We start from the raw sequence: 24806 nt of genomic DNA, 5'->3' as shown, positions 1-24806 counted from the left end.
GATTTTCGTTATAATAGAAAAAGATGGCATCAAGAATTGGAGGCATAAAATCATGAAAAAAAGAAAAATTCTGGCAATGCTGATGGTGGCAGCTCTTTCCGCAGGAATGCTGGCAGGCTGTGGTTCAGATAATACGAAAGAGGAAAGCAAGAGCACAGAAGCAGATACTAAGGAGAATACAGAAGAAAATAAAGACACTGAAGAAACAAAAGAGGAAAGTACAGAGGAAAGTGCTGACCAGCCAGAAGGAACGGAGGAAGAAGTTTCCGGCTTTACAGACGGTTCCGGGGATGGAGAAGGTACAGATGAGACAGCAGACGATACCAGCACTGTTCTGGATACTTCAGAGCCTCTTACCGGTCTTCATCATGCAGAGATTGAGGTGAAGGACTACGGTACCATTAAGGTGGAACTGGATGCGGACACAGCACCTATCAGTGTAACCAACTTTGTGAAACTGGCACAGGAGCATTTCTATGACGGACTTACTTTCCACCGTATTATTGATGGATTTATGATCCAGGGCGGAGATCCGGAAGGAACCGGAAGAGGAGGCTCTGATGAGACTATTAAGGGCGAGTTTTCTGAGAATGGTGTAAAGAACGATATTTCCCATGAGAGAGGTGTGATCTCCATGGCAAGATCCTCAGATCCGGACAGTGCAAGCTCCCAGTTCTTTATCGTGCAGTCCGACAGTACCTATCTGGATGGACAGTATGCCGCTTTCGGACATGTGACAGAAGGCATGGACATTGTTGACCAGATCTGCAAGGATGCAAAGCCTACAGATAACAATGGAACTATTTCAGCAGATGAGCAGCCGGTGATGACAAGCGTTACCGTTATTGACTGACAAAGTACAGTTTAAGAATATCGAAGATAAAATACCCCTTTGGCAGACACAAATAATTACAGTCTGTCTAAGGGGTGTTTTTGAGTAAATATATGGAAAAAAGTTGTTGCTTTTTGTATACAAGTTACAGTTTGACTACAAGTACGGGCATAGGCGGATGATTAGGACGGTTGTAATATTCTGTTTTGATAACCAGAAATTTCCTGGAATCCAGTACCTTCAGCCATTCCAGCAGTGCATCCCGTTCCTCAAACCCGGAATCTCCGCCGCTGTAGATACACAGCATCAGGATCCCGCTCTTTTTCAAAAGGGACAGGGATACGGTAAGTGCCTGAATACTGGATTCTGCCCTTGTGGCAAGAGTATGATCGCCCTTCGGCAGATAGCCGAAATTGAATACAATGCAGCTTACACTCACAGGCTCTGCGTATTTTCCCATATTTACGTGGGAATCCAGAAATAGTTCATAATTGTGGGGGGCATTTTCTTTTTCGAGCCGCTCTCTGGTATTGGCAAGTGCTATTTCCTGAATATCGAAAGCGAGTACATGCCCTTTTTTCCCACAAAGACGGGAAAGAAGCAGAGTGTCATTTCCGTTTCCCATGGTGGCATCAATGCAAAGGTCTCCTTCTTTTACATGCTCTGAGATAAAGTGGGCGCACCACTGTGTGATCTGGTAGTTCATAATGGTTCCTTTCTTTTGTAGTATCCTTATAATGAAAGTCGAAAACAGATGGCAAAATTTCCCGCAAAGTGGGGCATGCAGGTTGCGGGAAGGATTTTCAAACATGCTCTGGAATAGCTGTTAAAAGTCTAAGGCTATTATAACAGATAAAAAAACAAAGAAAAGATGCATATAAAGGTAAATTATGTATGAAAAGCCGAACATATAAAAAATACATTGCATTCATACGTCTCTTTGCATTATAATAAGCGGTACGGACAAAGATATAAAATAACAGATGAATTTTGTCCAAAAGATTTCAAAGAGAGATGAGGGAAGATAATGTTAGAGGGAAAGACAGTTCTTCTGGGAGTTACTGGAAGTATTGCAGCATATAAGATCGCATATCTTGCAAGTACGCTGAAGAAGCAGCAGGCAGACGTTCATGTGCTAATGACCAGAAATGCCACTAATTTTATTAATCCCATTACTTTTGAGACACTTACCGGGAATAAATGCCTTGTGGATACCTTTGACCGGAATTTTCAGTTCCAGGTAGAGCATGTGTCCATTGCGAAAAAGGCTGACGTTGTGATGATCGCACCGGCAAGTGCCAATGTGATAGGCAAGCTGGCTCATGGAATTGCAGACGATATGCTTACAACCACCATTATGGCATGCAGATGCAAGAAATTTATTTCTCCTGCAATGAACACCAATATGTTCGAGAACCCCATTGTCCAGGATAATCTAAAAACCTTGGAGCATTATGGATACGAAGTAATCGATCCTGCTGTAGGCTATCTTGCATGCGGCGATACCGGAGCGGGAAAAATGCCGGAGCCTGAGACTCTTTTAAACTATATTTTGAGAGAGTGTGCCTGTGAGAAGGATATGAAAGGGCTGAAGGTGTTGGTTACCGCCGGTCCTACCCAGGAGGCAATTGATCCTGTCCGTTATATTACCAACCATTCTTCCGGCAAGATGGGCTATGCCATTGCAAAAATGGCTATGCTGCGCGGAGCAGATGTCACACTGGTAAGTGGACGTACTGCACTTGCACCGCCACCATTTGTGAGAGTGGTTCCAGTGGTAACAGCCAGAGATATGTATGAGGCTGTAACCTCTGTCAGTCAGGAACAGGATATTATCATTAAAGCAGCAGCAGTGGCAGACTATCGTCCGGCCAGTGTGAGCGATGAAAAAATTAAAAAGAAAGACGATGACATGTCCATTGCCCTTGAGAGAACAGATGATATTCTGAAATATCTTGGAGAGCACAAACCGGATGGACAGTTTCTCTGTGGATTTTCCATGGAAACAGAGAATATGATCGGTAATTCCAGAGTCAAACTTACCAGGAAAAATCTGGATATGGTAGCTGCCAACAATGTAAAAATGGCAGGCGCCGGATTCCAGGGGGACACCAATGTTCTGACTCTGATTACACAGGATGAGGAAGTATCACTCCCGCTAATGAGCAAGGAGGATGCAGCCGGTAAGATCCTGGATAAAATACTGCTTGAGAGAGTTCGCAGATAGTTATTTACAGGCTGTCATTCTGGCAGCATTTATAAATCTTTTGCGAAGCCGCAGGCAGTGGCACTGGTGTTATATTCGCAGATTGTATTTTGTAAATCTGGACAGAGGATAACACATTTTTCAGAGTGGCGGGTAAATACAAAAAAAGCATGCCCGCTGTTCCATACCGTATTGTATCCCTGAGTCTGAATAGGCTCTAATATAGGGAACGATAACAAGGAGGACAACATGAACAAAAAATTTACAACATCTCAAATCACCTTACTGGGCCTTATGATCGCAATTCTGCTTCTTATGGCTTACACACCTCTTGGCTACCTGAATATCGGGCCTCTTGCAATCACCTTTAATATTATTCCGGTTGCCATCAGCGCAATTACAATGGGACCTGTAGGCGGAGCCATTGCGGGAGCCGTATTCGGACTTACCAGCTTTGGACAGTGTATCGGCATTGGCGGTACCAGCCTTATGGGTGTTACCTTATTCGGAATCAATCCATTCCTGGCGTTTGTTCAGAGATTTATTCCAAGACTGGTTGACGGACTTCTTCTTGGATATATTTTCCAGGGAGTCCGCAGAAAATCAAAAAATATTTATCTTTCCTGCGCTGTAACAGGATTTCTTTCCGCATTTTTCAATACTCTGTTTTTTATGGGGTTATTAGTTGGCCTTTTCGGAAATACCGAGTATGTACAGGGACTTATGGGTGGAAAAAACGTGATTCTGTTCATCTGTACATTTGTAGGAATCAACGCAGTATGTGAAATGCTTTCCGCTACCGTTATCACAGGTGCTGTAGGTGCAGCCCTTTACAAGGCAAGGCTTCTTCCGGGAACAGAGAAGAAATCTGAGAAAGTGGTAAAAACAGCAGAAGTTTAAGAAAATTGAAAACAGCCAGATTGTTTCTGAAAAGGTCCGCTGATTGCGGCTGAAAGCAGTCTGGCTGATGATAGAGAAACCATGGAGGAAAAAATGATTTTAGCAATTGATATTGGAAATACAAATATTGTGGTTGGCTGCATTGATTCAAAGCAAACCTATTTCATTGAGAGACTTTCCACTGTCCGTACAAAAACAGAACTGGAATACGCAGTTGACCTGAAGACAGTTTTGGATTTATATCATATTAAGCGGATTGATATTGAAGGCTGCATTATTTCCTCTGTAGTACCGCAGATTACCAATGCCGTGAAGCTTGCAGCTGAAAAGGTTCTGAAAAAAGAACCTATGGTATTGGGACCAGGTGTAAAAACAGGACTGAATATCCTGATGGATAATCCCGGACAGCTTGGAGCAGATCTTGTAGCAAATGCAGTTGCAGGAATTCATGAATATTCTCTTCCACTGGCAATTATTGATATGGGAACTGCAAGTACGGTAAGCGTGGTAGATGAGAAGAAGCATTATGTGGGAGGCATGATTTTTCCCGGAATGGGAGTGTCCCTGGATGCCCTTACAGCCCGTGCTTCTCAGCTTAGCGGAATCAGTATTGAAGCACCGAAGCGCATCATTGGAAAAAATACCATTGAATGCATGAAAAGCGGTGTGATTTACAGCAATGCAGCAGCCCTTGACGGAATTGTTGACAGAATTGAAGAAGAGCTTGGTCAGAAAATTACAGTTGTTGCAACTGGTGGTCTTGCACGTAAGATTATCCCACATTGCAAGCGGGAGATTTTGTTGGATGAGGATCTTTTGTTAAAAGGTTTGCTCATTATATATGAGAAGAACAGAAAAGAATTATAAGCTTTCTGAGAGTGAAAAATGAGACAGGTCAGAACTTCACGGTTATGAGGTTCTGACCTGTTTTTGCCCGAATTCGGTTACCGTTAGGAACGATGAAAGGCATCTGCAAAATCTTCTGGGACAGGGGCAGTAATACACATGTTTTCTCCTGTAACAGGGTGAGCAAATTCCAGCTGAAAGGAGTGCAGGGGCTGTCTTTTTATAATTCTGTAATCTGGATTGTAGAGAAAATCTCCTGGCAGCGGATGTCCAATGTACTTCATATGCACACGGATCTGATGAGTGCGTCCGGTTTCCAGATGGAGCTCGATGAGAGAGTAGGAATGATAGGTGGCTAATCGCTCATAGTGTGTGACCGCACTTTCCCCATTTGCGAAATCCACCTGTCTTTCGATGGTGGAATCTGCTGCGCGCCCGATAGGCGCATCAATAGTTCCTTGCTCTGGTGCGATTCCCTGTACAATTGCCAGATAGGTACGCCGGATCTGACGCTGTTTCATCTGGGCAGAGAGAACTGCTGCACTATAAGGATTTTTCGCCAGGATCAGGGCTCCTGTGGTGTCTCTGTCCAGACGGTTGATGCAGCGGTAGACGAACTGCTGTCCTTTTTCTTTGAAATACCAGGTAACTCCATTCGCCAGTGTATTATCATAATTTCCAATGGAAGGATGCACAGGCATGTCTGCCGCCTTATTTATGACTAAAATATCTTCATCTTCATATAGAATAGAAAGATCCATTTTCACAGGCAGGATATTCTCAGTGTTGTCCGCTTCCGGAATATGTATGTGAAGAGAATCCCCGGCCTGAAGAATTGATTTCCCAAATCCTCGTTCACCATTTAGCTGAATCGCATTTTTATCTGCCTTCATGGAAGATAAAATTCCCCGGGAAAAGCCCTTGCTCCTGAGAAAATCAAGAAGCTGCATTCCTTCCTGCTCTGGCTTTATAGTGTATGTAAGAATTCTGTCCAAGGTGTTCCTCCTGAAATTGTATTAAAATTATGTTGAAACATAAGGATTGTGCGTAATTAAATACTGTATTTTTTTCGCTCAAGGTGTATAATAGCACAGAAAATATTTGCATGGAAGTATCTGAAGCAGTTTTATGAGATATACATCCATGCGACAGGAACTATTTATACATTTAAGGAAAAAGAGAAAACATATGAAACAACAGCAACATCTTTTTACAAACAAAATGCTCCGGGCGCTTCTTGTTCCCATTATTATGGAGCAGCTATTAAATGCCTTGATGGGTACGGTAGATACCATGATGGTCAGCAATGTAGGTTCTGCGGCCATTTCCGCCGTTTCTCTTGTGGATTCTATCAATGTACTGATCATTCAAGCCTTTTCTGCACTGGCAGCTGGAGGTACCATTATCTGTACCCAGTATCTTGGACAGAAGAATCACGAGATGGCGAACAAATCAGCCAGGCAGGCACTTTTTATTATAACAGCCATTTCTGTCTTCATCGTTGTGCTTGGACTTGCTTTCCGTGCACCGCTTCTTAGCTTTATTTTCGGAAAAGTAGACGCGGATGTTATGGAGAATTCTATGGTGTATTTCTTTTATACTGTGCTGTCCTATCCTTTTATTGCACTTTATGATGCCGGAGCATCCATTTTCCGTGCACAGGAAAACACCAGAGGACCGATGGTAATCTCCATTATTTCCAATGTGATGAATATTGTGGGAAATGGAATCCTGATCTGGGTATTTCATATGGGAGTTGCCGGAGCAGCTATTTCCACACTGGCGTCCAGAATTTTCTGTGCAGTAGTAGTGCTGTACCAGCTTAGAAAAGACAGGCAGCCAATTGTGGTACGTGATTATCTGAAAATCCGTCCGGATGGAAAAATGATTGGCAGGATTCTTGCTCTTGGCATTCCTTCTGGCATAGAGAACAGCATGTTCCAGCTTGGAAAGCTGGCAATCCAGTCTACAGTCTCTACACTTGGAACCACTGCAATTGCAGCCCAGGCTATGACAAATATGCTGGAGATGTTAAATGGAACAGCTGTAATTGGTGTTGGAATCGGACTTATGACAGTAGTGGGACAGAGTCTTGGAGCCGGAAAAAAAGACGAGGCAGTTTATTATATGAAGAAACTGATGATCTTTTCCGAAGTCTTTCTCATCGCCTGCTGTGCAGTGGTATATGTCCTTGCACGGCCGATTACCATGATTGGTGGAATGGAAGCTAAAAGCGCTGAAATGTGTCTTGATATGATGTTCTGGATCACCATTGTGAAACCAATCGTATGGATGTTTGCGTTTATTCCGGCTTACGGCATGCGTGCGGCAGGAGATGTGAAGTTTTCCATGATTACTTCCTGCATTACTATGTGGACCTTCCGCTTTTGCCTGTGCGTTTATCTGATCCGGGTATGTGGCATGGGACCGATGGCTGTCTGGATCGGAATGTTCACAGACTGGACGGTACGTGCGATCGTGTTTGGTCTGCGGTTTAAGAGTGGAAAATGGATGGAACATAAAGTTGTGTAAAAGGTAACTGCAAAAGATAAGGAAAGCGATCCCCTTTTATTGACTTTTAAATGGCAAAATTATATAATGTAACGGATAAAAACAGGGAAAAGCATGATCAGGAAGCCAGGTGTAATTCCTGCACAAGTCCGTTACTGTACAGTCAGATACTGGTTGCTTTTTCAGAAACAGGATTTCCTGCGGCAACCGGGATAAGACTGATAGGAAAGAAGCTTTGTTGTCAGGACAGGGCTTCTTTTATTTACGTAACAGATGGGGCGGACGTGAAGATTGCCGTCACAATCCCGGAAACCTGCATAGCGGGTTCCTCATAGCTTTGGAGGCAAGAAACATGGAACATAAGACAGGATTGGAAGATTATTATGTGATCCGCGGACAGAAGAAAATGCGTTTTGGCTATACTACAGGTTCCTGCGCGGCAGCAGCTTGCAAGGGCGCCTGCCTGATGCTTCTGGGAAAAGAAAAGTTAACATCTGTACCGCTTATGACTCCCAAGGGAATCCTCCTTGACCTGGAACTGCATGATATTCAGATCAGTGAAAATCAGGTTACCTGTGCAGTGAAAAAAGATGCCGGAGATGATCCGGACACAACAAATGGCATTCTTGTGTATGCTACAGTGTGGAAGACGGATACTGCCGGAATCGTTATAGATGGCGGAGCGGGCGTAGGCAGAGTTACAAGACCTGGGCTCTCCCAGAAAGTGGGAGAAGCGGCGATCAATCCTGTTCCTCGTGCAATGATTCTTCGGGAAGCAGAGGAAGCAGCAGTTTCCCATGATTATGAGGGTGGCCTAAAGGTTGTAATTTCCGTTCCGGAAGGAGTGGAGATTGGGAAAAAGACCTTTAATCCCAGGCTGGGAATCACAGGAGGAATCTCCATCCTTGGAACTTCCGGAATCGTGGAGCCGATGAGCGAAAAAGCCCTTGTGGAGAGCATCCATGTGGAAATGAAGCAGCATTTTACCCAAGGTGAGAAGTATCTTCTTGTGACACCTGGAAATTATGGGGCAGATTATCTGCGTGAGCACATGACCTTACCTTTCGAACGAAATATCAAGTGCAGCAATTATGTGGGAGAAACCATTGATATGGCTGTGGATATGGGCGTGAAAGGAATCCTGTTTGTGGCCCATATTGGCAAGTTTGTAAAGGTAGCAGCAGGAATTATGAACACCCATTCCCACAGTGCAGATGCCCGTATGGAAGTGCTTGCAGCCAATGCCCTCAGAGTGGGAGCGGATGGAGATACAGCAAGAGCTATCTTGAATTGCAATACCACAGATGATGCCCTTGATGTTTTGCACGAAAAAGGTCTTTTAGAGCCTGCAATGCAAGAAATTATGGAGAAGATCCAGTTTTATTTGGATCACCGTTCCTATGAACAAATTAAGCTTGGTGCGGTTGTTTTTAACAATGTATATGGATATCTGGGAAAAACAAGAGATGCCAGTGAACTGATTCAGGAAATTCAGAAGCAGGATAAAATGCTTAAACTTCAAATGTAAGCGGGATGATAGAGTGTGCAGATTGCAGGCATGGACAGTATGTTGCAGGGCATTTTTACGAATAAAGATATGTTCAGTTTATGAGAGCAAAAAATAAAAACAGAGTAGTTATGCTTAAAAACTATTTCAGAAAGAGAGATCTATGACAGGAAAATTATATGGCGTAGGAGTTGGCCCAGGGGATCCGGAGCTGATCACTTTAAAGGCCTTAAGACTTACAAAGGAAGCAGATATACTGGCTTTTCCAGGGGAAAAGCCAATAGAATCTGTGGCATACAGGATCATGAAAGGAGCGTACCCGGAAATTGACAGCAAACAGATGATTTCCCTGCCAATGCCCATGATCAAAGACAGAGAAGAACTGAAACGTGTTCATGATGAAGGAGCAAAAATAATTGCAGAATGGCTTGAGAAAGGAAAAAATGTAGTATTTCTCACCCTGGGAGACCCGACCGTATATTCTACATATATTTATGTACACAAACGTGTGGAACAGCTGGGATATGCCACAGAAATCGTCAGCGGCATTACATCCTTTTGTGCAGTCAGTGCCAGATTTAATGAAGGACTGGTGGAAAAATCCCAGCAGCTTCATGTAATCCCTGCCTCCTATCAGATAGAAGAAGCATTGAAGCTTCCCGGAACGAAAGTTTTGATGAAAACCGGCAAAAAAATGCAGAAAGTAAAAGCACAGATCAAAGCATCTGGTAATAAGGCCGAGATGATTGAAAATTGCGGAATGCCAGATGAGAAAATTTATAGAAGTGTGGAAGAAATTCCAGATGATGCAGGTTATTATTCGTTGATCATTGTGAAGGAAAAATAAGATAATGTAAATAAAAAACCAATGTAGGCAAAGTGAAAATTTATTAAAGTAAGAATTATAAAACTTTGCCGCACAATAAAAATTATAGTGAAAAAGGAGAGAAAGCCATGATTCATTTCGTAGGAGCAGGTTCCGGAGCACCGGATCTGATCACCGTAAGGGGAAAGAAATATCTGGAAGAAGCAGACGTAGTTATTTATGCAGGATCTCTGGTAAATCCCAAACTTCTGGAGTATACAAAGGATATTTGTACTATTTATAATAGTGCAAAGATGACACTGGAAGAGGTGCTTTCTGTTATGGAAAAGGCAGAAGCGGCCGGCAAGACAACAGTAAGACTTCACACAGGTGATCCCTGTATTTATGGTGCCATCCGTGAGCAGATGGATGTGCTGGATGAGAAGGGAATTGCTTATGATTACTGTCCTGGTGTCAGCGCATTTTGCGGTGCGGCAAGTGCTTTAAATCTGGAATATACGCTGCCGGATATTTCCCAGAGCGTGATCATCACCCGTATGGAAGGCAGAACTCCGGTTCCGCCAAAGGAAAGCATTCAGTCCTTTGCCGCTCATCAGGCAACTATGGTTGTTTTTCTCAGCACAGGAATGCTGGAAGAACTGAGCAGAAGACTGATCGAAGGCGGTTATACGGCAGATACTCCTGCTGCGATTGTGTATAAGGCAACCTGGGAGGATGAGAAGAAATTTGTGTGCACAGTAGGAACCCTGGCGCAGACTGCGAAGGAGAATCATATTACGAAGACTGCACTTATGATCATTGGAGACTGCGTAAATGCCGCTCATTATGACCGTTCCAAGTTATACGATCCAGGATTTACAACAGAGTTCCGTGAAGCAACGAAATAAGAATAAGGTTATTTGATATGGCAGCTTAGGTTAGAGCCTGTTCCAGATGAAAGGAAAACGGATGAAAATTTCCATGATATGCTACACCCTGACAGGGCAGCAGACAGGAGAGAAATTAAAAAAAGGACTGGAAAAAGAAGGAAATATAGTTTCTCTTTTCACAAAGAGCAAATACATTCCAGATTCTATAAAGGGAAGCTGCGGGAAATGGACGGGAGAACAGTTCGAAACTGCAGACAGTATCATTTTCATTGGAGCAGCCGGAATCGCAGTACGCAGCATCGCCCCCTTTATACAGAGCAAAAAGAAAGACCCGGCTGTGCTGGTAGTAGATGAATTGGGCAAATTTGTGATATCCCTGCTGTCTGGACATCTTGGCGGGGCAAATGAACTTGCCTGTCTGGCTGCAGACATTTTACAGGCAATCCCTGTAGTCACAACTGCCACAGACCTTGAGGGGAAATTTGCTGTGGATGTGTTTGCAAAGAAAAACAATTGTCACATTTTTCTAATGAAAGAGGCGAAAGAGGTTTCTGCTGCGCTGCTGGCAGGTGAGAAGGTTGGATTCTTTAGCGAATTTCCCTGTGAGGGAGAACTGCCAAAGGGACTGATCTGTTGCCGAAGAACAGGCATACCACTTTCAGAAGCATTGTACGAGACTGTGGACGGCACACCGCTTCCAGAGATGGGAATTGCTGTGACCGTACATAAAAGCTGTCAACCCTTTGCCTCAACGACGCACGTAGTTCCACCGGCTGTCGTGCTTGGAATGGGTTGCCGGAGAAATAAAGAATCAGAAGCCGTGGAAAAAGCAGCATTCAGCTGCCTGAAAGAAAATGACATTTATCCGGAGGCAGTTGCAGCTCTTGCAAGCATTGATGTAAAAAAAGAAGAACCCGGGCTTCTGGCTCTTTCAGAAAAGCTGGGAGTTCCTTTCAAAACATTTTCCAGTGAGGAACTTCTGTCTGTGCAGGGTGAATTCACCTCATCCTCTTTTGTGAGTAAGACAGTAGGTGTGGATAATGTGTGTGAACGAAGCGCGGTGAAAGCCGCAGAGAATCATACTGGCATTCATTTTATACAGAGAAAACAGGGCGCAGAGGGCGTGACAACGGCTCTTGTCCTTGGAGATTGGAGGATACGTTTTGAGTAAAGAAAAGAAAATCTATGTGGTAGGAATCGGACCAGGTTCTTATGAAGGAATGACAGGAGCTGCAGCTACAGCTCTTGAAAAAAGTGATGTGATCGTTGGATACACGGTTTATATTGATCTTGTAAAAGACCATTTTCCGGGAAAATCTTTTCTCACCACACCTATGAGAAAGGAAGTAGACCGCTGTGTAATGGCTTTTGATGAGGCTATGAAAGACCAGACAGTTTCCATGATCTGCAGTGGTGATGCGGGAGTTTACGGAATGGCTGGTCTTATGTATGAAATCGGCGCAAACTATCCGGAGGTGGAGCTGGAAGTAGTTGCAGGTGTTACAGCAGCAACCGGAGGAGCAGCAGTGCTTGGTGCTCCATTGATCCACGATTTCTGTCTGATCAGTCTCAGTGATCTGCTCACACCATGGGAAAAGATCGAGAAGCGTCTTCTTCTGGCTTCGGAAGCTGATTTTGTGATTGTTCTTTACAATCCGTCCAGTCACAAGAGACACGATTATCTGAAAAAAGCCTGCGAACTTATGCTTCAACACAAATCTCCGGAAACAGTATGCGGTACCGTGCAGAACATTAACCGCGAGGGTGAAACTGCCCGGGTTATGACTCTGGCTGAATTGAAAGAAACACAGGTAGATATGTTTACCACTGTATTTATTGGAAATTCACAGACCAGAAATATTGATGGAAAAATGGTAACACCAAGAGGATATAAAAATGTTTGATGTTGTCGTATTTGCAGGCACCACAGAAGGCTGTGAAATCTGCAGCTTTCTGGCAAAAAATAAAGTAAGTGTGCTTGCATGTGTCGCTACCGATTACGGCAGCAAATCATTAAAAGAGGGCGAATATCTGAAAATCCACGCTGGCCGCCTGAATGGGGCGGAGATGGAAAATCTTCTGAAAGAACTCAGTCCCGGACTGGTGCTGGATGCTACCCATCCGTATGCTGCCGAGGTAACGGAGAATATTCGTGCTGCCTGCCAAAATACAGGTTTTTCTTACCAGCGAGTATTAAGAGAGGCCGGTGCTTATCAGGATAAGGCTGTTTATGTGGAGAATACAGAGGCAGCAGTGGAATTTCTGGAAGGTACAAAAGGAAATATCCTGCTTACCACAGGCAGCAAGGAGCTTGGAAAATTTACAGCTTTGTCTGATGCTGGAGAACGCATTTATGCCCGTGTTCTGTCTTTGCCATCTGTGATGGAAACCTGCAAAGGTTATGGCTTTGAGGGCAAGCATCTGATCGGTATGCAGGGACCCTTTTCCATGGAATTAAACGCGGCCATGCTTCGTCAGTATGACTGCAGATATCTTGTGACAAAGGATACAGGAAAAGCAGGTGGTTTTCAAGAGAAAATTGATGCTGCACTTATGTGCGATGTGATTCCTGTTATAATTGGAAGACCGCTGCAGGAAGAAGAGGGCCTTTCTGTGGCAAAATGTAAACATATGCTCGCGGAACACTTTGGACTCACCCTGAAACCTCACGTTACACTTCTGGGAATTGGGATGGGAAGTGAGAAAACCCTTACAATTCAGGGAAAAAGGGCAGTTCAAAGAGCTGATCTGATCATTGGGGCCAGGCGTATGGCAGATTCCATCCGGGAGCCGGGACAGCCGGTGGTGTATGAATACCGCAGTGATGTGATTGGAGCTTATATTAAGAGCCATCCGGAATATGAGAATATTGTGATAGCTTTGTCCGGGGATGTGGGATTCTACAGCGGAGCGAAGAAGCTGCTGGATGTGTTGAATGGAAGGAAACCAGAGGGTGTTTTAGCAGATGATTTAAAAGGGCAGGAGCACAGTGAAAAAGAGAATGGCTGTGTCTCCATTGAGATTATCTGCGGAATTTCTTCTGTGGTTTATTTTATGTCCCAGATCGGTTTATCCTGGGATGATGCGAAGATCACCAGCACCCACGGCAAAAATTGCAATTTGGTTTCCATGATCAAGCAGAATCAGAAGGTTTTTTCCATTCTGGGAACAGGAAGTGCAGTTGCGGAACTTGCACAGAAACTTGTGGAATATGAGATGGGAGATGTGGTTCTCTATGTTGGAGAAAATCTTTCCTATCCAGATGAAAAAATATTCCAGGCGAACGCCAGTGAACTGACTTCCTATGCGGGTCAGGCATTGAGCGTTGTCTGTGCTTACAATGAAAAAGCCAGACCGGCATTTTCCACTCATGGAATTCCAGATGAGAAATTTATCCGTGGAAAAGCACCTATGACAAAAGAAGAGGTGAGATGTGTTTCCCTTTCCAAGCTTCGTCTTCAGGAAGATTCCATCTGTTATGATGTAGGTGCCGGAACAGGTTCTGTTTCTGTGGAAATGGCTCTTCGCGCAGATCAGGGACAGGTTTTCGCTGTTGAGAAAAAGGATGACGCGGTGGCTCTTCTTTACAAAAACAAACAGCGGTTTGCAGCGGATAATCTGGAAATTATAAAGGGCGAGGCACCGGAAGCACTAAAAGAACTGCCGGTTCCAACTCATGCGTTTATCGGCGGTTCATCAGGAAATCTGAAAGAAATCGTTGCCCTGCTTTTAGAAAAGAACCAGGATGTGCGGATCGTGATCAACTGCATTACGTTGGAGACTATCAGTGAGGCACTGGAGATATTGAAAGAATACGATTTCGCAGATCAGGAAGCAGTGCAGCTTACAGCCTCCAGATCAAAAGAGATTGGAAGATACCATCTAATGATGGGAGAAAATCCTATTTATATCATTACCTGCCAGAGCCCCCGGGCGCAGATATGACAGGTGTGGTTTTCTTAAGAGTGCAGAAAAAGGCTGTTGGCGCGGAAAGAAGAGGAGGACTATCATGAAAAAAAGAATACCCAGGATCTTGCTTGCAGCAGGAGCCAGCGGAAGCGGAAAAACACTTCTCACCTGTGGTCTGCTGCAGGTACTGGTAAACAGAGGAATAAAGACAGTCTCCTTTAAATGCGGACCGGATTATATTGATCCCATGTTCCATACCCAGGTAATTGGTACAAAATCCCGAAATCTGGACACTTTTTTTACAGGAGAGGAGATTACCAGATACCTTCTTGCAAAAAACAGTGCTGATTGTGAAATAGCAGTGATGGAAGGGGTCATGGGATTTTACGATGGAGTGGCAGGAATTACCACCAGAGCAAGTGCCTATGATCTGGCCAGGGTAACGGACACACCTGTAATTCTGATCGTGAACAGCAAAGGAATGAGTGTTTCACTTGCTGCTTACATAAAAGGATTTATGGAGTATAAAAGGGACAGCCATATAAAGGGCGTGATTTTTAACCAGATGTCGCCCATGCTTTATCCCCGAATGAAAAAGCTGATAGAAGAAGAGCTTGGTATTAAAGTGCTGGGCTATGTGCCAAAGGTAGAGGACTGTGTGATAGAAAGCAGACATCTGGGCTTGGTTCTTCCGGAAGAAATTCCGGAATTAAAGGGAAGGCTTTTGAAGCTGGCAGAAGTGCTGGAGAACAGTCTGGAAATTGAAGAGATATTGAAACTGGCCAATGAGGCACCAGTGTTGGAATATCCGTTGCTGGAAAAGACAGATGAGAGATCCCTATGTCAGCCAGCTGGAACCAGTGCAATAGCTGAAAAGGTGAAAAGAGAAGTGGATGTATTGACTGAAATGAGTCAGGTGTATACCTGGAAAAGCCCAAAGAAGCTTCGGATCGGTCTTGCGAAAGATGAGGCATTCTGCTTCTTTTATGAAGACAATCTGGATCTTCTTCGTTCCATGGGTGCCGAGCTGGTGGCCTTTTCGCCTGTACATGACGGACATTTACCAGAAAATCTGGACGGACTTCTTCTCTATGGTGGATATCCGGAATTAAATGGAAAAGCATTGGAGGAGAATCTTTCTATGCGGCAGGAAATTGCGGCAGCCATAAAGGATGGAATGCCCTGTCTTGCAGAATGCGGTGGGTTCATGTATCTCCACGAAAGCATGGAGGGAATGGATGGGAAATTCTATGAAATGGCAGGCGTTATTCCGGGTAAGGTATGGCGCACACCCAGACTGACCCGGTTTGGCTATATTACTTTGAAGCAGAATCAGGGGATTTCCCATGGAAAACAGGAAACTGCAATTCTTGGGGAGTCAGATCTTGGAGTAAGTCCGGCCCATGAATTTCATTATTTTGATTCGGATAATTGTGGAACTGCATTTCATGCTTCCAAACCGGAAAGCAAACGCGGGTGGGACTGCATGCACGGCTTTGATCATTTGTTAGCTGGCTTTCCTCATTTATATTATTACGCAAATCCGAAAATCCCACAGGCATTTTTAAAAAAGTGTCTGGAGTATAAGGAGTTACAAAAATGATACGATTATTAACTCTTCCAGCAGGTTTTATTCTTGACCTGCTTATAGGAGATCCAAGATGGCTATATCATCCGGTATGTCTTATAGGAAATCTGATCAGCATACTGGAAAAAGGAATACGAAAGGTGTTTCCGAAAACAGATAAGGGTGAGCGGGCAGGAGGCATTCTGGAGGTTGTCTTTGTCTGTCTTATTACCTTTTTTATTCCTTACGGTGTGATCTATCTGCTTTATAAATGGAATTTCTGGTTGGGTTTTGCACTGGAGACTTTCTGGTGCGGACAATTACTTGCGACGAAATCTCTGAAAGCTGAAAGCATGAAAGTGTATGACCGATTGAAAAACGGAACCATTGAGGAGGCGCGGTATGCAGTTTCCATGATCGTAGGCCGCGATACAAAAGAGCTTACAGAAGAAGGCGTGACTAAGGCTGCTGTGGAAACGGTTGCAGAAAATGCTTCAGATGGAATTATTGCCCCTATGTTTTATATGGCAATCGGTGGAATTCCCCTGATGTTTTTGTACAAGGGCATCAACACTATGGATTCTATGCTTGGATATAAAAACGATAAATATCTGTATTTTGGAAGATGTGCAGCCAGACTTGACGATGTGGCGAATTATATTCCAGCCAGAATTTCCGGTTGGTTGATGGCATTGTCCACAGTATTTGTTGGAATGGATACCAAAAATGCAGTGAAAATATACAGAAGAGACCGCCGCAATCATGCAAGCCCCAATTCTGCCCAGACAGAAGCGGCTATGGCAGGAGCACTGGATGTTCAGCTGGCAGGAAATGCTTATTATTTTGGTAAGCTATATGAAAAACCGACGATCGGGGATCCGATCCGCCCGGTTGAAATCGAGGATATTCCAAGAGCGAATAAACTGCTTTATGCAACCTGTATTGTGGGAGCAATTTTATTCTTCGGGCTGAGTGTTCTTCTGAAAACTGTGTTATAGCGGATTTTGCTGAAAAAACAGCAACAAATAAAAGATTAAAGTATGTTTTAAAATTGTGACGCACATCTTACAGAAAGCCTTTTTCAAACACGCTTTAGATCATGTAATTACTTGAATGGAGACAACAATGGAAAAACACATACATGGCGGTGATGTGTATCATCATCAGGGGTGCATTGACTTTTCAGCAAACTGCAATCCTCTTGGTACCCCGGAGGGAATCAAAAAAGCGATCATTGAAAGTCTGGAGCATATAAATGACTACCCCCAGGTAGGCTGCACTCCCTTAAAAAAAGCCATTGCAGAATATGAGAATACGAAGCCGGATCAGGTGATCTGCGGAAACGGCGCTGCAGAGGTGATCTTTTCCCTTTGCCGGGCGGTGAATCCAAGACGGGCTCTGGTGCCGGCTCCGACTTTTGCAGAATACCAGCAGGCATTATATAGTGTGGATTGCCAGGTAGAGTTTTTTCCCCTGAATGGGAAAAAGGGGTTTGTGCTGGAGGAAGACTTCTTACAGGCATTGACAAAAGAGATTGACATTATTTTCCTGTGTAATCCCAATAATCCAACCGGGCTTCTGGTGGAAAAACCGTTGCTGGAAAAAATTCTGAAGCGTTGTCAGGAGCTTGATATTCTTATGGCTGTGGACGAATGCTTCCTGGATTTCGCTCCATCACCAGAAAAATATACGCTAAAAGAATATCTGGAAACCTATGACAATCTGTTTCTTCTGAAAGCTTTTACAAAGCGCTATGCTATGGCAGGCGTGAGACTTGGCTATGGCCTTTGCGGAAATAAAGGACTTCTGAGGAAAATGGAAGGTGTATGTCAGCCCTGGAATGTCTCTTCCATGGCACAGGCGGCTGGTCTGGCGGCTTTGCAGGAAAGAGAATATGTAGAAAAGGGAAGACAGGTGACCTTTCAGGAACTGGCATATCTGAAAGAAGAACTGGCGGCACTTGGCTATCCGGTTTATCCTTCTCAGGCGAATTACGTGTTTTTTACAGGTCCGGCGGATTTGTATGAGAAGCTGGAGCAGAAGAAGATCCTGATCCGCGATTGCAGTAATTATACCGGGCTTTCCAAAGGATATTACAGGGTGGCGGTGAAGAAACATGAAGAAAATCAGCAGCTTGTCAGGGCATTGAAAGAAATAGATAGAACCAAAGTTGAAAATGTGATTTTATAAAAGGAGGAACACATTTTGGCAAAAGCAATCATGGTGCAGGGGACAATGTCCAATGCCGGAAAAAGCCTTCTGGCAGCAGGCCTTTGCAGAATTTTTAAACAGGACGGGTACCGTGTGGCACCTTTCAAGTCCCAGAATATGGCGTTGAATTCTTTTATCACAAAAGAAGGACTGGAGATGGGACGTGCCCAGGTGATGCAGGCAGAAGCAGCCGGAATTGCTCCTTCTGTTCTGATGAATCCTATTTTGTTAAAGCCTACAAATGATGTTGGTTCTCAGGTAATCGTAAATGGCGAAGTCCTGGGAAATATGAGCGCCAGGGATTATTTTAAATATAAGAAAAAACTGGTGCCGGATATTATGAAGGCTTACAATGCTCTTGCAGCAGAAAATGATATTATTGTTATAGAAGGAGCCGGAAGTCCAGCGGAAATCAATCTGAAAAGTGATGACATCGTAAATATGGGTATGGCGAAAATGGCGAAGGCTCCGGTTCTTCTGGTGGGAGATATTGACCGCGGCGGTGTTTTTGCCCAGCTGATCGGAACTGTTATGCTTCTGGAAGAAGACGAGAAGGAGATGGTAAAAGGTCTGATCATCAATAAATTCCGTGGAGACAAAACCATTCTGGATCCCGGGGTGGAAATGCTGGAGGAGAGAAGCGGCATTCCGGTTGTGGGTGTAGCTCCTTATCTGAATATTCAGGTTGAAGATGAAGACAGCCTGACGGAACGTTTTGAGACAAATCGGACAGTAGACCTGATTGACATTGCGGTGATCCGAGTGCCCAGAATTTCTAATTTCACAGATTTTAATCCGCTGGAGAGTATCCAGGGGGTTTCCCTTCGTTATGTGAAAAATCCATCAGAGCTTGGTAATCCGGATATGATCATTCTGCCGGGGACCAAAAATACAATGGAAGATCTTCTGTGGATGAGGGAAAATGGCCTGGAAGCGTTGATCCTGAAGGAGGCTGCAAAAGGAAAGCTGATCTTTGGAATCTGCGGTGGCTATCAGATGATGGGCGAGACTTTAAGCGATCCTCATGGAGTGGAAGCTGGCGGAACGATCAAAGGTATGGGCCTTCTTCCAATGGATACCGTTTTTGCTGAGAAAAAGACCAGAACCAGAGTGGAAGGCTCTTTCAGCCAGCTGACTGGTGCGTTTGCGAAGCTTAGTGATACTGCTCTGGAAGGATATGAGATCCATATGGGTGAGACTGCCCTGAAGGGAGATGCAAAGCCATCTACCAGTATTCAGGATAGCGTAACCGGAGAGAGAAAGGCGGATGGTGCTTATCTTGACAATGTGTGCGGAACCTATGTACATGGTGTTTTTGATAAAGAGGCAGTAGCTGAGGCAATCGTACAGATCATTGGAGAAAAGAAAGGTCTGGATGTATCTGGAATGACTGGTATGGATTTCCAGGCGTTTAAGGAAACCCAGTATGATATCCTGGCAGCAGAGCTACGGAAACATCTGGATATGAAGAAAATATATGAAATCCTGGAAGAGGGGGTATAAATATGAAGGTAGAACTGGAAAATGTAAAACCAATGGACATAGAGAAAAGAAGCTTTGAGATCATCACAGAGGAGCTTGGTGATACCCCTCTGATTCCGGGAACAGAGCTGGTGGTAAAGAGATGTATTCACACAAGCGCTGATTTCGATTATGCGAAAAATCTTTGTTTTTCCGAAAACGCAGTGGAAAAAGCGATTCAGGCAATTAAAGATGGCGCCTGTATTGTAACCGACACCCAGATGGCAAAAGCAGGAATCAATAAACGCGCCCTTGCAAGGTATGGCGGTGAGGTTTACTGTTTTATGTCAGATGAGGATGTGGCGAAGATTGCGAAAGAAAATGGTTCCACCCGTGCCACAGCCAGCATGGACAAGGCGGCCGGGTTGGATAAAAAGCTGATCTTTGCCATTGGAAATGCACCTACAGCACTGGTTCGCCTTTATGAGCTGATCGAGGATAAAAAGCTGGATCCGGAGTTGATCATCGGTGTGCCTGTGGGGTTTGTGAATGTGGTGCAGTCCAAGGAACTGATCATGCATACAGAGGTACCGTACATTGTAGCCCGCGGGCGTAAGGGTGGATCAAATATCGCAGCGTGCATCTGTAATGCCTTGCTGTATATGATTGACAACAATCGGGGATAAAAAAACGGCGTATACTCTGTCTGTGGTAAATGGCAAAGTATACGCTGCTTTTACTATAAAAGTCCCGGACGGCAGCTGTGGGAGCGCCATAGGCGCGGAACAGCTGACTTTCATATATGGTGACGTCGCCGAATAGGCGACATATCCGTTTAGTCCAAAACTACAGACTTCAGCAGTTCGCAGGCCGGGACGAAATCCTGTACTGGCATGGAAGAGCAGGACATAAGTACCGTCACATCTTTCTCACTTTCTTTTAAAATTTGTAAATGCAGGCTTTTTTCAGAGGCCTGTTTTTTTAATTCATCCCCACTTTTTTCATAAGGCAAAGTAAGAGCCAGACTGGTACCGGCTGCGCCCACCTGAATCTGACAGCCAGTGCCAAATACCTGACGGACTGAGCTGCGAAGCTGCTTTAATTTGGAGGAATAAAGTCGTTTCAGCCTTCTGGTCTGTGCAGCAAGATGACCGTCCCGGATAAATTGACACAGGGCAATCTGTTCTGCCTTGGAAGCAGTCTGGTTATAAAATCCGGCTTTCTTTTTATAAGCATTGAGAAGCTCAGGAGGCAGGATCATAAAGCTGATACGGATAGAAGGCAGCAGCAATCTGGAAAATGAACCAATGTAAACTACGCCCTGTCCTCCGGAAAGTCCGAAAAGGGAAGGGGTAGGCTTCTGGAAATAGACAAATTCGTTTTCGAAATCATCTTCGATTACCAGATGATGGCGTTCATTTGCATATTTCAAAAGCTCCAGACGGCGCTTTACCGGCATGATTTCGCCCCACTTTGTCATGTGTGCAGGAGAAACATAGACCACATCACAGTCTTTGTTACGGTAACAGATCTCATATCCATAGTCCCCGAAAACTGTGCTTCCGTGAACGAAAGAAGGGGTTGGAAAGGATACCCAGTGAAATTCCGGATATACTTCATGGATAAGAGGACAGAGAATCTGCAGCAGGCTTTGGAAACTGGCGCCTACTACAATATCATCCGGTGAACAAAGAATGTTCCGCCTCTCACGGATGTAATCTGACAAAGTTTCCCGGAAATCCGCTTCCCCCTGGGGTTCGCCGTAGGTCAGCATGCGTTCATTCTGCCGGAGGGCGCTTTTCATGTAACGGCTCCACAGGTCAAAACGAAAGCTTTCTTTATCCACACCTGAAGATGCCAGGTCATAGCGGTAATGAGTTTCTTTATGAGTACCCGGCTGGTTGTTTTTATGCTGGTGGGAGGCAATCTCTGTGACATAATAGCCGCTTTGGGCTTTTGCCATAATGTAGCCGTCTGCGGCAAGCTGAAGATAGGCAGTTTCAATAGTAGTGCGGGAAAGCTTCAGCTCCTGGGAACACTTGCGGAGAGAAGGCATTTTGCTTCCGGGTGTCATTTTCCCATCCAGGATCAGTTTCCGGTAGTATTCGTAAACTTCCATATAAAGATGCGTAGTGCGGTTTTGATTCTTTTCAATGTTTAACATAAAACTGTCCCCTCTAAAAAAGTTGAATTTGGATATTTCTGTACATACACTTAGGTGATATTTTATAATATAAACGAAAAATTTACAATAAAAATCAGGAGTGATATATTTGAAAAAAATAGCGGTAATTCAGGATCTGTCAGGGCTTGGAAAATGTTCCCTGACAGCGGCAATTCCGGTGATCTCGGTGATGGGCGTGCAGGCGGTACCGCTGCCAACAGCAGTACTCAGCAACCAGACTGGTTATCCTTCCTATTACTGTGACAATTATACAGAGCACATGGAACAGATCATGGATGAATGGGAGAAACGGGGATTTTCCCCGGATGGAATCTATACAGGATTTCTGGCTGACGAGGAGCAGGCTGATAAGATCCTGGATTTTCTCAGAAGGTTCCGGAAAGAGAAGACCATGGTACTGGTGGATACGGTTATGGGAGATAATGGCAGTGCTTATGGAATTTATACAGAAGGTCTGCGGGAAAAGATGCTTCAGCTGGTGGGAAACGCCCATGTGATTACGCCCAATCTTACGGAAGCGCTGCTTCTTTTATATGGGAAAGAAGGGATGGAAAAAAGATATGCCAGCCTTTTGGAACTGGATGGAAGGAAAAGGCTGGAACAGATCGGAAAGATTGGGGAGCAGCTGAAAAAAGAATATGGCTTACAGGCAGCTGTGATTACAGGCGTGGAATCCAAGAGGAATGTTTTGGCAATTCTTCAAGAGGTATCTGTAATTTCAACTCAGAAGTTAAGTAGAACTTCTGAGCAGACAGAAAATCTGGCAGGAAAACCAAATTCAAAGGAAACAAGTCTGCCGCAGATGGGAAACCTTGTGGTGGAAAATGGTCATTTGTCCTGGTGCTTTGCCCCAAAAATAGGAGGCAGTTATTCTGGAACAGGAGACCTGTTTGCCTCGGTGCTTAGTGCCGGTCTGGTGAAAGAGATGTCCATGATGCACTGCGTAGAACTGGCGGTGAATTTTCTGTCCAAGGCAATTGCCCAGACGGTACAAGAAGGAACAGACCGGAATGACGGAGTCTGCTTCGAGGCGTATCTTGGGGAATTATGTAAAAGTTGATAAGAGAATAACAATTGCTGTAAAAGGATAATATCCACTGGCAATGTTACGCAAGGTGCTTTGAGATAGCGAATGATTTCGGAAAAGAAAGTTATAGTGCCGCAAAGTAATGTCTGCGAACCGCAATATAGATGAGAAGGAGAGTGTAATAATGGCAGATATCGTATATTGTTATAATGATGAGGTGTATTTTAATCTGACAAATAAATGCCCTTGCAACTGTACCTTTTGCATCCGCAACAATGGAGATTCGGTAGGTGAGGCAAAAACTTTATGGTTTGACAAGGAACCAACAATGGAGGAGATTTATAAAGCAATTGATGCTTTTGATTTTTCAGGATACAAAGAAGCTGTTTTCTGTGGATATGGAGAGCCGACTATGGCACTGGATAAGCTGATCGTTGTCAGTGAGTATATGAGAAGCAAATATCCGGCACATTTGGACCGCGATGGGAAGCCCTGTCCAGGAATCAAGCTTCGCCTGAATACCAATGGTCTGGGGGATTTGATTAACAAGCGTTCCATAGCGAAAGAGGTCTGTCAGGCGGTCGATGTTGTTTCTATCAGTTTAAATATGCCAGATGCCAAGTCCTACAACGAAGTGGTACGCCCGGCTTACGGCGAGAAAGCCTTTGATGCCATGCTGAAATTTGCGCAGGATTGCAAAAAATATACAGAAAATGTGAAATTCACGGTTGTAGACTGTATCGGGGAAGAAAACGTTGAGAAAAGCCGTAAAGTGGCAGAGAAGCTTGGAATTCCGCTGAGAGTACGGGAGTATACGGCGGAATAAAATTGAGGAAAAAAAGACATCAATGCAGATGCATCATAAAATCAGTTGGAGACACTTTCAAATGTGCGCTGGATTTATCTATGAGATTTTATGAAAAATGGAAAAATCTGCATTGGTGTCTTTTGATATCTGTAGGTTATTTTTTTGCATTTGCAAAGCATTTGAAATGCCAGGTCTTGGGTCAGACCTATTTTTTTATAAGGTGTTGTAAAATTTCCCGGAATTGGGGTACACAGGCCAGTATATCCGAATTCTCAAGATAAGGTGGCTCTTTATTTTCCCAGTCCGTGATGACACCGCCAGCTTCTCTTAAAATAACGGTAGCCCCGCTGTAATCCCAGGGCTTCAGATTTTGTTCCAGATAAGCGTGCTGTCTGCCGCAGGCTACATAGCAAAGGTCAAGGGCAGCAGAGCCGGTGCGCCTGAAATCTGCACAGTTCATAAAAATATTGTAAAATACCGGGAACAGTTCCTTTGCCCTGTTTTTTTCATAAGGAGAGGAGCCGAAAGACACTACAGCATCTTTGAATTCCGGCTGGTTGGACACATGGATAGGAGTTCCGTTCAGATAGGCACCTTCTCCTTTGGCACCGTAGAAGAGTTCCTCTGTAAAGGGATTATAGACCACTCCGAAAGTGATTTCCCCATTTTCATAAAGCCCCAGAGAAACTGCGCTTAAATGATAATCCCGGATTAAATTGGTGGTTCCGTCAATGGGATCCAGAATCCAGTAAGATTTCCGGGAATTCAGTCCAAGGTTCTCTTTCTCTTCGGCAATCAACCGGATTTCAGGAAATTCTTTTTCAAGGGCTTCCTTCAGGTAATTTTGTACGGCAACATCTACGTTGGTAACGTAATCGGCAGCCCCTTTTTCGGTAACCTTTTCGTGGGTCATTTCTTGGAGAATCAAGGGCTTGGCTTGTTTTACCAACTCTATGATTTTGGCTTGGTTTTCCTTATTCATATCAATATACCTCCTAACGTATGTCAAAAAATTTCAACAATTTGTATGGTCTAGAGAAAATTTACCATAAACGGAAAGAAAGGGCAAATGAAAAATTAAGCTGTAAAAAACGAAGAATAGTTGTTGTTACTGTTCACTGGTAACATTCCGCGAGGTGTT

23 protein-coding genes are annotated in these 24806 nt (G+C 44.2%); 19 read left to right on the top strand and 4 right to left on the bottom strand.

Annotation, left to right across the window (positions count from 1 at the left end; translation table 11 throughout):
- Positions 1-52 precede the first annotated feature (52 nt).
- Positions 53-853, top strand: coding sequence for a peptidylprolyl isomerase (locus ABHC48_RS13680; protein WP_243284529.1), 801 nt, complete (start codon positions 53-55; stop codon positions 851-853).
- Between the two features lie 124 nt (positions 854-977).
- Here the strand turns inward: ABHC48_RS13680 and ABHC48_RS13675 are convergent, their stop codons facing one another.
- Positions 978-1538, bottom strand: a complete 561-nt coding sequence (locus tag ABHC48_RS13675) for a class I SAM-dependent methyltransferase (protein ID WP_207749328.1) — start codon at positions 1536-1538, stop codon at positions 978-980.
- A gap of 321 nt (positions 1539-1859) precedes the next feature.
- Between ABHC48_RS13675 and coaBC the strand changes: the two genes are divergently transcribed.
- The 3 genes from coaBC to ABHC48_RS13660 all read left to right on the top strand — a co-directional run bounded on the left by coaBC (position 1860) and on the right by ABHC48_RS13660 (position 4805).
- The gene (gene coaBC / locus ABHC48_RS13670; protein ID WP_118579910.1) at positions 1860-3059 is read left to right on the top strand and encodes a bifunctional phosphopantothenoylcysteine decarboxylase/phosphopantothenate--cysteine ligase CoaBC; all 1200 of its coding nucleotides are present in this window, start codon (positions 1860-1862) and stop codon (positions 3057-3059) included.
- Positions 3060-3287: 228 nt separating this feature from the next.
- A complete protein-coding gene (locus tag ABHC48_RS13665; RefSeq protein ID WP_195699717.1) occupies positions 3288-3938 on the top strand; it encodes an ECF transporter S component in 651 nt (216 codons plus the stop codon).
- A 93-nt stretch (positions 3939-4031) separates the two neighbouring features.
- Positions 4032-4805: a type III pantothenate kinase gene (locus ABHC48_RS13660; RefSeq protein ID WP_118579916.1), complete on the top strand. Its 774-nt coding sequence runs from the start codon at positions 4032-4034 to the stop codon at positions 4803-4805.
- An 83-nt stretch (positions 4806-4888) separates the two neighbouring features.
- Here the strand turns inward: ABHC48_RS13660 and ABHC48_RS13655 are convergent, their stop codons facing one another.
- On the bottom strand, positions 4889-5779 hold the full coding sequence (locus ABHC48_RS13655) for an RluA family pseudouridine synthase (protein ID WP_243284530.1): 891 nt from the start codon (positions 5777-5779) through the stop codon (positions 4889-4891).
- A gap of 193 nt (positions 5780-5972) precedes the next feature.
- Here ABHC48_RS13655 and ABHC48_RS13650 point away from each other — a divergent pair, with 193 nt between their 5' ends.
- The 13 genes from ABHC48_RS13650 to ABHC48_RS13590 all read left to right on the top strand — a co-directional run bounded on the left by ABHC48_RS13650 (position 5973) and on the right by ABHC48_RS13590 (position 20331).
- On the top strand, positions 5973-7316 hold the full coding sequence (locus ABHC48_RS13650) for an MATE family efflux transporter (protein WP_195699718.1): 1344 nt from the start codon (positions 5973-5975) through the stop codon (positions 7314-7316).
- A 50-nt stretch (positions 7317-7366) separates the two neighbouring features.
- Positions 7367-7630 (top strand): hypothetical protein, encoded by a 264-nt coding sequence (locus ABHC48_RS13645; RefSeq protein ID WP_195699719.1) that lies wholly within the window; start codon positions 7367-7369, stop codon positions 7628-7630.
- A 17-nt stretch (positions 7631-7647) separates the two neighbouring features.
- Positions 7648-8823, top strand: coding sequence for a cobalt-precorrin-5B (C(1))-methyltransferase CbiD (cbiD, locus tag ABHC48_RS13640; protein WP_195699720.1), 1176 nt, complete (start codon positions 7648-7650; stop codon positions 8821-8823).
- Between the two features lie 142 nt (positions 8824-8965).
- A complete protein-coding gene (gene cobI / locus ABHC48_RS13635) occupies positions 8966-9649 on the top strand; it encodes a precorrin-2 C(20)-methyltransferase (protein WP_195699721.1) in 684 nt (227 codons plus the stop codon).
- Positions 9650-9756: 107 nt separating this feature from the next.
- The gene (gene cobM / locus ABHC48_RS13630; RefSeq protein WP_118579928.1) at positions 9757-10515 is read left to right on the top strand and encodes a precorrin-4 C(11)-methyltransferase; all 759 of its coding nucleotides are present in this window, start codon (positions 9757-9759) and stop codon (positions 10513-10515) included.
- A gap of 46 nt (positions 10516-10561) precedes the next feature.
- The gene (locus ABHC48_RS13625; protein WP_243284531.1) at positions 10562-11668 is read left to right on the top strand and encodes a cobalt-precorrin 5A hydrolase; all 1107 of its coding nucleotides are present in this window, start codon (positions 10562-10564) and stop codon (positions 11666-11668) included.
- Complete coding sequence (gene cobJ / locus ABHC48_RS13620) at positions 11661-12401, top strand: precorrin-3B C(17)-methyltransferase (protein WP_173716581.1); 741 nt, start codon at positions 11661-11663, stop codon at positions 12399-12401. The genes ABHC48_RS13625 and cobJ overlap by 8 nt, the downstream gene beginning before the upstream one ends.
- The gene (gene cobK / locus ABHC48_RS13615; RefSeq protein WP_195699722.1) at positions 12394-14442 is read left to right on the top strand and encodes a precorrin-6A reductase; all 2049 of its coding nucleotides are present in this window, start codon (positions 12394-12396) and stop codon (positions 14440-14442) included. Before cobJ ends, cobK begins: the two co-directional genes overlap by 8 nt.
- Positions 14443-14506: 64 nt before the next feature.
- Positions 14507-16009, top strand: coding sequence for a cobyrinate a,c-diamide synthase (locus ABHC48_RS13610; protein ID WP_195699723.1), 1503 nt, complete (start codon positions 14507-14509; stop codon positions 16007-16009).
- Positions 16006-16971, top strand: coding sequence for an adenosylcobinamide-phosphate synthase CbiB (gene cbiB / locus ABHC48_RS13605; RefSeq protein WP_195699724.1), 966 nt, complete (start codon positions 16006-16008; stop codon positions 16969-16971). Before ABHC48_RS13610 ends, cbiB begins: the two co-directional genes overlap by 4 nt.
- 127 nt (positions 16972-17098) lie before the next feature.
- Positions 17099-18163 (top strand): histidinol-phosphate transaminase, encoded by a 1065-nt coding sequence (locus ABHC48_RS13600; protein ID WP_195699725.1) that lies wholly within the window; start codon positions 17099-17101, stop codon positions 18161-18163.
- 15 nt (positions 18164-18178) lie between these two features.
- Positions 18179-19687 carry a cobyric acid synthase gene (locus tag ABHC48_RS13595; protein WP_195699726.1) on the top strand — a complete coding sequence of 503 codons (1509 nt, stop codon included), beginning with the start codon at positions 18179-18181 and terminating at the stop codon, positions 19685-19687.
- Between the two features lie 2 nt (positions 19688-19689).
- On the top strand, positions 19690-20331 hold the full coding sequence (locus ABHC48_RS13590; RefSeq protein ID WP_118579949.1) for a precorrin-8X methylmutase: 642 nt from the start codon (positions 19690-19692) through the stop codon (positions 20329-20331).
- A 149-nt stretch (positions 20332-20480) separates the two neighbouring features.
- Here the strand turns inward: ABHC48_RS13590 and ABHC48_RS13585 are convergent, their stop codons facing one another.
- Positions 20481-21809 (bottom strand): PLP-dependent aminotransferase family protein, encoded by a 1329-nt coding sequence (locus tag ABHC48_RS13585; RefSeq protein WP_118579952.1) that lies wholly within the window; start codon positions 21807-21809, stop codon positions 20481-20483.
- A 109-nt stretch (positions 21810-21918) separates the two neighbouring features.
- Between ABHC48_RS13585 and ABHC48_RS13580 the strand changes: the two genes are divergently transcribed.
- Complete coding sequence (locus ABHC48_RS13580) at positions 21919-22890, top strand: bifunctional hydroxymethylpyrimidine kinase/phosphomethylpyrimidine kinase (protein ID WP_195699727.1); 972 nt, start codon at positions 21919-21921, stop codon at positions 22888-22890.
- A 151-nt stretch (positions 22891-23041) separates the two neighbouring features.
- Positions 23042-23683 (top strand): TIGR04100 family radical SAM protein, encoded by a 642-nt coding sequence (locus ABHC48_RS13575; RefSeq protein WP_195699728.1) that lies wholly within the window; start codon positions 23042-23044, stop codon positions 23681-23683.
- Between the two features lie 187 nt (positions 23684-23870).
- On the opposite strand, the gene ABHC48_RS13570 is transcribed toward ABHC48_RS13575, so the two are convergent.
- Positions 23871-24647 (bottom strand): inositol monophosphatase family protein, encoded by a 777-nt coding sequence (locus ABHC48_RS13570; RefSeq protein ID WP_195699729.1) that lies wholly within the window; start codon positions 24645-24647, stop codon positions 23871-23873.
- Positions 24648-24806 lie beyond the last annotated feature (159 nt).

Origin of the sequence: Ruminococcus sp. 1001136sp1 (assembly GCF_039841815.1) — a bacterium.
GTDB lineage: Bacteria > Bacillota > Clostridia > Lachnospirales > Lachnospiraceae > Blautia_A > Blautia_A faecis.
Note: the sequence above shows the minus strand (reverse complement) of the source record. Positions and strands in the feature narration are given on the sequence as shown.

What these genes read in the sequence shown, in the direction of transcription:
- ABHC48_RS13680 (WP_243284529.1), top strand. Translation starts at nt 53, where the DNA reads ATGAAAAAAAGAAAAATTCTGGCAATGCTGATGGTGGCAGCTCTTTCC.
- ABHC48_RS13675 (WP_207749328.1), bottom strand. Translation starts at nt 1,538, where the DNA reads ATGAACTACCAGATCACACAGTGGTGCGCCCACTTTATCTCAGAGCAT.
- coaBC (WP_118579910.1), top strand. Translation starts at nt 1,860, where the DNA reads ATGTTAGAGGGAAAGACAGTTCTTCTGGGAGTTACTGGAAGTATTGCA.
- ABHC48_RS13665 (WP_195699717.1), top strand. Translation starts at nt 3,288, where the DNA reads ATGAACAAAAAATTTACAACATCTCAAATCACCTTACTGGGCCTTATG.
- ABHC48_RS13660 (WP_118579916.1), top strand. Translation starts at nt 4,032, where the DNA reads ATGATTTTAGCAATTGATATTGGAAATACAAATATTGTGGTTGGCTGC.
- ABHC48_RS13650 (WP_195699718.1), top strand. Translation starts at nt 5,973, where the DNA reads ATGAAACAACAGCAACATCTTTTTACAAACAAAATGCTCCGGGCGCTT.
- ABHC48_RS13645 (WP_195699719.1), top strand. Translation starts at nt 7,367, where the DNA reads ATGGCAAAATTATATAATGTAACGGATAAAAACAGGGAAAAGCATGAT.
- cbiD (WP_195699720.1), top strand. Translation starts at nt 7,648, where the DNA reads ATGGAACATAAGACAGGATTGGAAGATTATTATGTGATCCGCGGACAG.
- cobI (WP_195699721.1), top strand. Translation starts at nt 8,966, where the DNA reads ATGACAGGAAAATTATATGGCGTAGGAGTTGGCCCAGGGGATCCGGAG.
- cobM (WP_118579928.1), top strand. Translation starts at nt 9,757, where the DNA reads ATGATTCATTTCGTAGGAGCAGGTTCCGGAGCACCGGATCTGATCACC.
- ABHC48_RS13625 (WP_243284531.1), top strand. Translation starts at nt 10,562, where the DNA reads ATGAAAGGAAAACGGATGAAAATTTCCATGATATGCTACACCCTGACA.
- cobK (WP_195699722.1), top strand. Translation starts at nt 12,394, where the DNA reads ATGTTTGATGTTGTCGTATTTGCAGGCACCACAGAAGGCTGTGAAATC.
- ABHC48_RS13610 (WP_195699723.1), top strand. Translation starts at nt 14,507, where the DNA reads ATGAAAAAAAGAATACCCAGGATCTTGCTTGCAGCAGGAGCCAGCGGA.
- cbiB (WP_195699724.1), top strand. Translation starts at nt 16,006, where the DNA reads ATGATACGATTATTAACTCTTCCAGCAGGTTTTATTCTTGACCTGCTT.
- ABHC48_RS13600 (WP_195699725.1), top strand. Translation starts at nt 17,099, where the DNA reads ATGGAAAAACACATACATGGCGGTGATGTGTATCATCATCAGGGGTGC.
- ABHC48_RS13590 (WP_118579949.1), top strand. Translation starts at nt 19,690, where the DNA reads ATGAAGGTAGAACTGGAAAATGTAAAACCAATGGACATAGAGAAAAGA.
- ABHC48_RS13585 (WP_118579952.1), bottom strand. Translation starts at nt 21,809, where the DNA reads ATGTTAAACATTGAAAAGAATCAAAACCGCACTACGCATCTTTATATG.
- ABHC48_RS13575 (WP_195699728.1), top strand. Translation starts at nt 23,042, where the DNA reads ATGGCAGATATCGTATATTGTTATAATGATGAGGTGTATTTTAATCTG.
- ABHC48_RS13570 (WP_195699729.1), bottom strand. Translation starts at nt 24,647, where the DNA reads ATGAATAAGGAAAACCAAGCCAAAATCATAGAGTTGGTAAAACAAGCC.